Source organism: Micromonospora solifontis, from assembly GCF_003725545.1.
Classification (GTDB): Bacteria; Actinomycetota; Actinomycetes; order Mycobacteriales; family Micromonosporaceae; genus Micromonospora; species Micromonospora solifontis.
Map to the genome: position 1 here is coordinate 1 of NZ_RJLN01000139.1, position 8,750 is coordinate 8,750.

An 8,750-nucleotide genomic window follows, 5' to 3' on the forward strand; every position below is an offset into this window, starting at 1 on the left:
AGCGAGCCACCCGGATCGTCCTCGAGCCCACCGGCCGGGCCGCGCGTCCGGCCGGCCCGGCAGCGCGTCCGGTGCCGCTGGCGATCCGGATCCCCGCCCACCAGCCCGCCTGACGCCGGGTCGCCCGGCTCCCCCACCACCCCGCCGAAGGATGTCCCCGTGTCACTCCTCGCCCGCCTCCGCCGCCCGGCCGGGAACCTCCCGGCCGACAAGCCCGCCGCCCCCGCCCCGACCCGGCCGTCGACGCCGCCGCCCCCGGCGGGGTCACCGGCCGAGGCCGCCGCCCCGCCGGATGCCGGCACCGCGCCGCCCGATACCGGCACCGCGCCGGCGGAGGCGGGGACCGCGCCGGACGGGAGGACCGCGCCGGATGGCGGGCCGTCGCGGGACGCGGCGGCAGGCCCGTCCCGGGGTCGCCGGATCGCCGCCGCCGGCCTCACCGGGCTCGCCGCGCTGCTGGTGGGGGCGGCGCTCGTGCTCCCCGACGAACTGGACCAGGTGGGGCCGGCCGCCGTGCTGCGGATCCCGGTGGAGGCGCTCGTCGCGGTGGCGCTGCTGCTCGTCCTGCCGGGCCGCGCGCGCCGGCCCGTCGCCACCCTCGGCGGGCTGCTGCTCGGCCTGCTCGCCGTGCTGAAGCTGCTGGACATGGGCTTCTTCCTGGCCCGGGACCGACCGTTCGACGTGCTGCTCGACTGGCGGCTGTTCGACGACGCGTTCGGCTACCTGACCGACTCGGCCGGCCGGGCCACCGCACTCGCGGCGGCGGCCGGGGCGCTGCTGCTCTCCGTCGGCCTGCTGGTGCTGGTGACCATGGCGGTGCGGCGGCTGGCCCGCCTGCTCGCCCGGCACCGGGCCGCGTCGGCGCGGGTGGTCGCGGCTCTCGCCGTGCTCTGGCTGGGCTGTGCCCTCTTCGGGGTACGGCTCGCCGCCGGGGTGCCGGTGGCCGACCGGGAGGCGGCCACCCTGCTCGCCGCCCATGCCGGGCAGATCCGCGCGGGGCTGCGCGACCGTGCGGTGTTCGCCGGGCAGGCCGCCACTGACGCGTACCGGGACGTGCCGGGCGACCGGTTGCTGACCGGGTTGCGCGGCAAGGACGTACTGGTCGCGTTCGTGGAGAGCTACGGCCGGGACGCCGTGGCGGATCCGGAGCTCTCGCCGGGCGTCAACGCGGTGCTCGACGACGGCTACCGGCGACTGCGCACCGCCGGGTACGACGCCCGCAGCGGCTTCCTCACCTCGCCCACGTTCGGCGGCGGAAGCTGGCTGGCCCACGCCACCCTGCTCTCCGGGCTGTGGATCGACAACGACCAGCGCCACCGGGACCTGCTGGCCGGGGACCGGCTCACCCTCAACGGCGCGTTCCACCGCGCCGGCTGGCAGACGGTCGGCGTGCTGCCGGCGGCCACCCAGCCGTGGCCGGAGAGGACGTTCTTCGGGTACGACCGCTACTACGACGCCGAGCGGCTCCGCTACCGCGGCCCGACGTTCAGCTACGCGCCGATGCCGGACCAGTACACCCTGGCCACCTTCCAGCGCCTGGAGCGGGCCCGGCCGCACGCCCCGCTGATGGCGGAGATCCCGCTGGTCTCCAGCCACTCCCCCTGGTCGGCCATCCCGAAGCCGGTGCCGTGGGACGCGGTCGGCGACGGGTCGATCTTCGAGGAGGCGTCCACTCGCACCGGTGGGACCCGGGACGTGGTGCAGCGGGACAGCGGCCAGATCCGCGCCGACTACGCGCACGCCATCGAGTACACGCTCGGCACCCTGGTGTCGTACGTGCTGACGTACGGCGGCGACGACCTGGTGCTGGTCTTTCTCGGCGACCACCAGCCGGCCGCGACGGTCACCGGCGAAGGCGCCGGCCGGGACGTGCCGATCACCATCGTGGCGAAGGACCCGAAGGTGCTGGACCGGATCGCCGACTGGCGCTGGCAGCCCGGCCTGCGCCCGGGCCCGCAGGCCCCGGTCTGGCGGATGGACACCTTCCGGGACCGCTTCCTCACCGCCTTCGCCCCCACCCCCGGCCACTGACAGCCGGCCGTTCTCGTCGGAGCGGCGGCGGTTCAGGCCGCCCTGCGGCGGCGGGAGCGGGAGCGGGGGCGCGGGGCCGACGCGTCGCGGGCGGGGGCGGAGACCTCCGCCGGCGCGTCGGCGCCAGCGAGGTGCATCGCCCGGCGGGCCTCGACCAGGGTGTCGCAGGGCGCGGGCCGGCCGCCGCAGAGCAGGCTGGGACACCGCCCCGTCTCGTCCGGCTGGTGGGCGGTGGCCACCTCGTACGCCGCCCGCCAGAGCAGCGGATCGGTCACCTCGTCGGGCAGCACGACCTCCTGGCCGGACCGGATGTGAGTCGTCTCGGGCACCCCGTTCCCCTTCCTCGTCGCTCCCCTGTTCACTGACCGGGCGAAGCAGAGTCAAACCTTTCTCACGAACCAACGAGCGTCCAGCGGCGTCCGTCACGCCGGATATGCCCGCGTCTCCGCCGCCGCGGCGCCACCGTCCCAGGTGCCCGGACCGTCGGTGCCGCCGCAGCCGGTCAGGCCCAGCACCAGCGCGGCCACCCCGGCGAGGCGGCGGGTCCACCGTACGGTCACGGGTTGGTCCTTCCCCTGGGGGCGGGGGCGCGTTCGACCACGACGGTGGTCGACTTGATCACGGCGATGGCCACCGCGCCGACCTGCAGGTCGAGCTCGTCGACGGCTTCGCGGCTCATCAGCGACACGATCCGGAACGGCCCGGCCTGGATGTCGACCTGGGCCATCACGGTGTCCTTGACGACGGCGGTGACGATGCCGCGCAGCCGGTTGCGGGCGGACGACAGCTCCGGGTGCCCCGGGGCACGGACGAAGGCGGCCAGGTCGACCCCGTCGAGCACCCGGTGGCCGTGCTCGTCGCGGGTCGCGGGCAGCCGCCCGGCGTCGATCCAGCGGCGGACCGTGTCCGCGCTGACCCCGAGCAGTTCGGCGGCCTCACCGATCCGGAACACCGTCACCCGGCCACCCTAACCGCCCGCACATGCGGCCGTGAACAGCAATGGCCCCTCGCATCCTCAAGGAGCGATGGGCTATGACGCCGGCATCTGCGGAATGCGCGTCAACCCTCCCGGGGGGTGAGGCGGACCCGGCGCAGCAGCTGCGCGTTCAGCGCCACCACGATGGTCGAGGCCGACATCAGCACCGCGCCGACCGCCGGGCTGAGCGCGATGCCCGCCCAGGCCAGCACCCCGGCGGCGAGCGGGATCGCCAGCACGTTGTAGCCGGCCGCCCAGGCCAGGTTCTGCCGCATCTTCCGGTACGAGGCGCGGGACAGCCGGATCACGCCGGTGACCCCGCGCGGATCATCGCTGGCCAGCACCACCCCGGCGGACTCGATGGCCACGTCGGTGCCGGCGCCGATGGCCACGCCCACGTCGGCGCGGGCCAGGGCCGGGGCGTCGTTCACGCCGTCGCCGACCATCGCCACCACCAGCCCCCGGGACTGGAGTTCGGTGACCGCCTTGTCCTTGTCGGCGGGAAGCACCTCGGCGAAGACCTCGTCCACCCCGGGGCGGAAACCCAGGTCGGCGGCGACCGCCTCGGCAACCGGCCGGGCGTCCCCGGTGATCATCACGATCTTCCTCACCCCCTGCTCGCGCAGCTGCGCGATCGCCTCGCGGGCCTCCGGCCGGACCTCGTCCTCGAGGGCGAACGCGCCGAGCACCCGCGCGGCCCCGCGCTCAGGCGAGCGGACCAGGTGCAGCACCGCCGCGCCCCGCTTCGACCAGGCCTCCGCCGCCGCGGACAGCTCGGCGGGCACGTCGACGTCCAACTCGCGGAGCAGGGCTGGGCCGCCGACCGCCCACTCCGTACCGTCGACCACCGCGCGGACGCCGCGGCCGGTCAGCGACCGGAAGTCGCGGGCCTCGGCCCGCAGGTCGCGGCGCTGCGCCGCGGCGACCAGGGCCCGGGCGAGCGGGTGCTCGCTGTCGGCCTCGACCGCGCCGGCGATCCGCAGCGCGTCGTCCTCGGTGAGGTCGCCGGCGGCGGCCACGCCGGTCATGGTGTGCCGGCCCTTGGTGAGCGTGCCGGTCTTGTCGAACAGAACCGCGTCGACGGTGCGCATCCGTTCCAGGGCGAGCCGGTCCTTCACCAGGATTCCGGCGCGCGCCGACAGCGCCGTGGAGAGCGCCACGACCAGCGGGATGGCCAGTCCGAGGGCGTGCGGGCAGGCGATCACCAGGACCGTCACGGTGCGGATCACGGCCTGATCGGTGTCGCCCAGGACGAGCCAGGCGACGAAGGTGGCCACACCGGCGAGGGCGGCGACGTAGAACAGCAGCGCGGCGAACCGGTCGGCGAGCACCTGGGCGCGCCCGCCGGAGGCCTGCGCCTGGGCGACGAGCCGGCCGATGCCGGCCAGCGCGGTGTCCTCGCCGACGGCGTCGACGCGTACCCGCAGGGCGGAGTCGGTGGCCACGGTGCCGGCGACCACCCGGTCGCCGACGGCGCGCGGTACCGGTCGCGACTCCCCCGTGATCATCGACTCGTCGAGTTCGGCGGCCCCGTCCTCGATCCGCCCGTCGGCAGGGACCCGACCGCCGGAGCGGACCAGCACCAGGTCGCCGACCCGCAGGTCAACCACCGGCACCCGGTGCGGCTGTCCCGCCTCGTCGAGGCGCTCGGCGTCGTCGGGCAGCAGCGCGGCGAGGGCGGCGAGGGCGCCCTGGGCCTGCCCGATCGCCTTCATCTCCTGCCAGTGGCCGAGCAGCATGATGGTCACCAGCGCGGCCAGCTCCCACCAGAAGTCCAGGTCGAACAGGCCGAGGCTGGTCGCGGCCGAGGCGGCGTACGCGACGGTGATCGCCATCGAGATCAGCAGCATCATGCCGGGCGCGCGATCGCGCAGCTCGCGGACCCCGCCGACCAGGAAGGGCCAGCCGCCGTACCAGAAGACGACCGAGCCGAGCACCGGGCCGACCCACCGGATGCCCGGGAAGTCGACCCGGTAGCCGAACCAGTCCATGACCATGTGACTGGTGAGCACGATCGGCACGGTCAGGGCCAGGCTCAGCCAGAACTTGCGGCGAAACTGCTCCGGGTCGTGCCCGGCGTGCTTGTCATGCCCGCCGCCGTGGCCGGCGTGCGGTCCGTGGCCACCCGGCGCGCTGGACGCGTCGCGGTGCCGGTGTTCGTGTCGGTGTTCCACTGAACTCCACCTCCACCGCGACCATATACCCCCTAGGGGTATTCGACAAGCGAAACTGGACCGGACCGGCCGCACCGGCTCCCGCACGGACGCGCGGACACCGTGCGCCCGAACGGGCTAGCCTCGGGACACGGCCGGCGGCGGGGAGCAGGATGAGCGAGCAGACGACGCGGACGACGATGCCGGCGGCGTTCTTCGGGCACGGCAACCCGATGAACGCCCTCGAGGTCAACCGCTACACCTCGGCCTGGCGGGAGTTCGGCCGCACGGCACCCCGGCCCCGCGCGATCCTGGTCGTCTCCGCGCACTGGTACATCGGCGCCACCGCGGTCACCGCCATGCCCCGGCCCCGCACCATCCACGACTTCTACGGCTTCCCGCAGCAATTGTTCGACGTCCGCTACCCCGCGCCCGGGCTGCCGGAGCTGGCCGAGGAGATCAGCGACGTGGTCCACCCCACCTGGGTCGGCGCCGACCTGGACTCCTGGGGCATCGACCACGGCACCTGGTCGGTACTCACCCACGCCTTCCCCGAGGCGGACATCCCCGTCGTGCAACTGAGCGTCAACGCGTTCAAGCCGCTGGACTACCACCTCGACCTCGGCGCACGGCTCGCCCCGCTGCGCGAGCGCGGCGTGCTCGTGGTGGCCAGCGGCAACGTGGTGCACAACCTGGGCGGGGTGGACCCGCGCCTGACCGACGAGGGCTTCGACTGGGCCCGCCGGTTCGACGACGCGGCCCGGGAGACCGTCCTGGACGCGCCCACCGAGGCGGCCCGGCTGGACGGGCACCGCGACTACGGCCTGGCGGTGCCGACCCCGGACCATTTCATCCCGCTGCTCTATCTGGCCGGGCTGGCCGGCGCCGCCGACGGCCGGCCCGAGGTGCTGGTCGACGGGTACGCGTACGGCTCGCTGTCGATGACCGCGTACACCCTCGGGCTGGCCTGCCGGCGGGCGGCGCCGTCGCCCGGGGCGCCGGCGCTGCCGCCCCGGGTGCCGGCCGACTCGGCCAACATCTGACGGGACCGGGGCGGAGCCGGGCGGCCGGGTACGACGAACGCCGCGGTCTATCGGGGTCCGGCCCCCACGCTCGGGCCGGCCGTCGACCCCTTGCCCTGCCACGGCCAGCGACCGTCCAGCTCCACCTCCAGGGAGAAGCTGAGGAAGGTCCGGACCAGCACGATCAGGGCGAGCACCCCGACGCTGGTGAAGGTGGGCGAGACCGCGACGGTGCGGATGATGTCCCCGCCGACCAGGAACTCCAGCCCGAGCAGGATGGCCCGGCCGACGCCCTGCCGGTACGCCCGGTAGTGGTCGACCACAAGTCGGGTGCGCCACCAGCGCAGCACGAACACCACCGTGGCGACGCCGACGCCCAGGGCGATGACCAGCACTCCGGCCAGGTCGAGCAACGCCCCGATCCGCTCGATGATCTCCTTGGTCGGCACCCGTCACCCCCGTACGCCGGCCGTCGCCCCCACCATCGCGCACGGCCCGCCGCGGCCGGGGTGTTTCGGGCCCGGCCACCCCAGGGGAACCCGACGGCATCCGCTGCGGCGGGCGGTCCCCCTTGCCTAGCTCCAGTGCCCACCGGCGATCAGGATCAGCGCGTGCAGCGCCAGCAGGCAGCACAGCAGCGTGGTCAGCGGGAAGCGGCGCCAGGTGAGCAGCAGCACCGGCCCGCCGACGATCACCCAGACCGTCTCCAACAACCAGGTGAGCCGGTCGTACGGCCGGATGCCGGAGACGACCAGTGCCACGAGCACGAGGCCGAGCAGCACCGGCGGCAGGACGTGGCGTACTCGGGGCACCGCTGACCGCCTGTTCCTCACTGGACGGACCGGTCCGCCGCCGGCCGGACGCCGACGATAGCAGCGGGATCGACGATTAGGGGTGGTGCGGCGTCCGGGCCCTGGTTACGGTCGGGCCGGGCCCGTCGGGCTCCCGCTCGCCCGGGTCACCGGCCGGGCGCCCCGCGCTGCACGGGAGGCTGCCAGGTGGCCCTGCTGACGGCTCTGTCGCACGCGCCGGACGAGCGCCCGGACGCGATCCGGGTCGCCGGGCGGGCGATCGCCGGCACCCACCTGCTGGAGAGCGCCTCGGCGGTGGCCGACCGGATCCGCGGTCTGGACCGGGTGGCGGTGGAGGCGACCGCCACGCTGGAGACGGTGGTGGGGATCGTCGGGGCGCTGCTGGCGGACGTGACGGTGGTGCCGGTGCCGCCGGACGCGGGCCCGATGGAACGGGCCCACATCCTGCGGGACTCCGCGGTGGCGGCGGTGCTGGACCCGGCGGGCGTCGAGGCCGACGCGGGTGGCCTGCCGGTGGTGCCGGTGTCGCTGCGGGACCGCTCGGCCACCCGCCACCGGGAGCCGGCGGACGACCGGCCGGCGCTGATCCTCTACACCAGCGGGACGACCGGCCTGCCGAAGGGCGTGCTGCTGTCCCGGCGGGCGATCGCCGCCTGCCTCGACGGTCTCGCGGACGCCTGGTCGTGGACCCCGGACGACCTGCTGGTGCACGGGCTGCCGCTGTTCCACGTGCACGGTCTGGTGCTGGGCGTGCTGGGGCCGCTGCGCCTCGGCAGCCGGCTCGACCACGTGGGGCGCCCCCGGCCCGAGCGGTACGCGGCGGCCGGTGGCTCGCTGCTGTTCGGGGTGCCGACGGTCTGGTCGCGGGTCTGCGCCGACCCGGCCGCGGCCCGGGCGTTGCGCCGGGCCCGGCTGCTGGTGTCGGGCAGCGCGCCGCTGTCCGCCACGGTCTTCGACGGGCTGCACGCGCTCACCGGGCACCGGGTGGTGGAGCGGTACGGCATGACCGAGACGCTGATCACGGTGAGCGCGCGGGCGGACCGGTCCCGGCTGGCGGGCACGGTGGGCTGGCCGCTGCCCGGCGTGCAGACCAGGCTGGTCGACGACCGCCTCCAGCCGGTGCCGTCCGACGGCGTGGCGATGGGCGAGCTGCTGGTGCGCGGCCCGACGCTGTGCGACGGATACCTCGGCCGGCCGGACGCCGACGCGGCGGTGCGGCTGGCCGGCGGCTGGTTCCGGACCGGGGACGTGGCGACGATCGACCCGGACGGGCGGCACCGGATCGTGGGGCGGGCCGCCACCGACCTGATCAAGAGCGGCGGGTTCCGGATCGGCGCCGGGGAGGTGGAGGAGGCGCTGCTGGCCCACCCCGCGGTACGCGAGGCGGCGGTGGTCGGCGTACCGGACGACGAGCTCGGGCAGCGGGTGACGGCGTACGTGGTGGCCGACGGCGCCGCCGAGCCGGAACTGATCGACTTCGTGGCGCGACAGCTCGCCGTCCACAAGCGTCCCCGGCGGATCCACTTCCTGGACGCCCTGCCCCGCAACGCGCTCGGCAAGGTGCAGAAGTCGCGGTTGGGCTGAGCCGGCGGCCCGAGGCGGCCCAGCCGAGCCGGGTCAGCTGATGGTCCAGGTGTCGCCGCTGGCGAGGAGTCCCGCGAGTTGTTGTTCGGGGGTTTGGTCGGTGGTGGTCTTGGCGGTGGTGATTTGGTCTTGGACGACGGTGTCGTAGGCGGGTCGGTCTATTGAGCGGAGG

General features: G+C 75.2%; 9 protein-coding genes. 3 read left to right on the top strand and 6 right to left on the bottom strand.

Translation table 11 applies throughout. From position 1 onward, the window contains the following. The first annotated feature begins 159 nt into the window (after window positions 1-159). Window positions 160-2,031, top strand: coding sequence for a sulfatase-like hydrolase/transferase (locus tag EFE23_RS26610; RefSeq protein WP_123243637.1), 1,872 nt, complete (start codon window positions 160-162; stop codon window positions 2,029-2,031). A gap of 32 nt (window positions 2,032-2,063) precedes the next feature. Here EFE23_RS26610 and EFE23_RS26615 read toward each other — a convergent pair whose 3' ends face one another. From EFE23_RS26615 to EFE23_RS26630, 4 genes are all read right to left on the bottom strand, one after another. Beyond that, on the bottom strand, window positions 2,064-2,360 hold the full coding sequence (locus EFE23_RS26615) for a hypothetical protein (protein WP_199737256.1): 297 nt from the start codon (window positions 2,358-2,360) through the stop codon (window positions 2,064-2,066). Between the two features lie 93 nt (window positions 2,361-2,453). Then, entirely contained in the window at window positions 2,454-2,591 is a 138-nt protein-coding gene (locus EFE23_RS26620; RefSeq protein WP_199737257.1) for a hypothetical protein, read from the bottom strand. Continuing rightward, the gene (locus tag EFE23_RS26625; protein WP_123243638.1) at window positions 2,588-2,989 is read right to left on the bottom strand and encodes a TOBE domain-containing protein; all 402 of its coding nucleotides are present in this window, start codon (window positions 2,987-2,989) and stop codon (window positions 2,588-2,590) included. The genes EFE23_RS26620 and EFE23_RS26625 overlap by 4 nt, the downstream gene beginning before the upstream one ends. A gap of 101 nt (window positions 2,990-3,090) precedes the next feature. Further along, window positions 3,091-5,181, bottom strand: coding sequence for a heavy metal translocating P-type ATPase (locus tag EFE23_RS26630; RefSeq protein ID WP_123243639.1), 2,091 nt, complete (start codon window positions 5,179-5,181; stop codon window positions 3,091-3,093). Window positions 5,182-5,333: 152 nt separating this feature from the next. On the opposite strand from EFE23_RS26630, the gene ygiD reads away from it, so the two are divergent. Then, window positions 5,334-6,203 (top strand): 4,5-DOPA-extradiol-dioxygenase, encoded by an 870-nt coding sequence (gene ygiD / locus EFE23_RS26635; protein ID WP_233601158.1) that lies wholly within the window; start codon window positions 5,334-5,336, stop codon window positions 6,201-6,203. A gap of 47 nt (window positions 6,204-6,250) precedes the next feature. Here ygiD and EFE23_RS26640 read toward each other — a convergent pair whose 3' ends face one another. Together EFE23_RS26640 and EFE23_RS26645 are read right to left on the bottom strand one after the other, a co-directional pair. Then, window positions 6,251-6,631 carry a DUF1622 domain-containing protein gene (locus EFE23_RS26640; RefSeq protein WP_123243641.1) on the bottom strand — a complete coding sequence of 127 codons (381 nt, stop codon included), beginning with the start codon at window positions 6,629-6,631 and terminating at the stop codon, window positions 6,251-6,253. Window positions 6,632-6,757: 126 nt separating this feature from the next. Continuing rightward, the gene (locus tag EFE23_RS26645) at window positions 6,758-6,994 is read right to left on the bottom strand and encodes a DUF2238 domain-containing protein (RefSeq protein WP_199737258.1); all 237 of its coding nucleotides are present in this window, start codon (window positions 6,992-6,994) and stop codon (window positions 6,758-6,760) included. Window positions 6,995-7,180: 186 nt separating this feature from the next. Here EFE23_RS26645 and EFE23_RS26650 point away from each other — a divergent pair, with 186 nt between their 5' ends. Further along, window positions 7,181-8,578 carry an acyl-CoA synthetase gene (locus tag EFE23_RS26650; RefSeq protein ID WP_123243642.1) on the top strand — a complete coding sequence of 466 codons (1,398 nt, stop codon included), beginning with the start codon at window positions 7,181-7,183 and terminating at the stop codon, window positions 8,576-8,578. Window positions 8,579-8,750: the final 172 nt, after the last annotated feature.

What these genes read in the sequence shown, in the direction of transcription:
- ygiD (WP_233601158.1), top strand. Translation starts at nt 5,334, where the DNA reads ATGAGCGAGCAGACGACGCGGACGACGATGCCGGCGGCGTTCTTCGGG.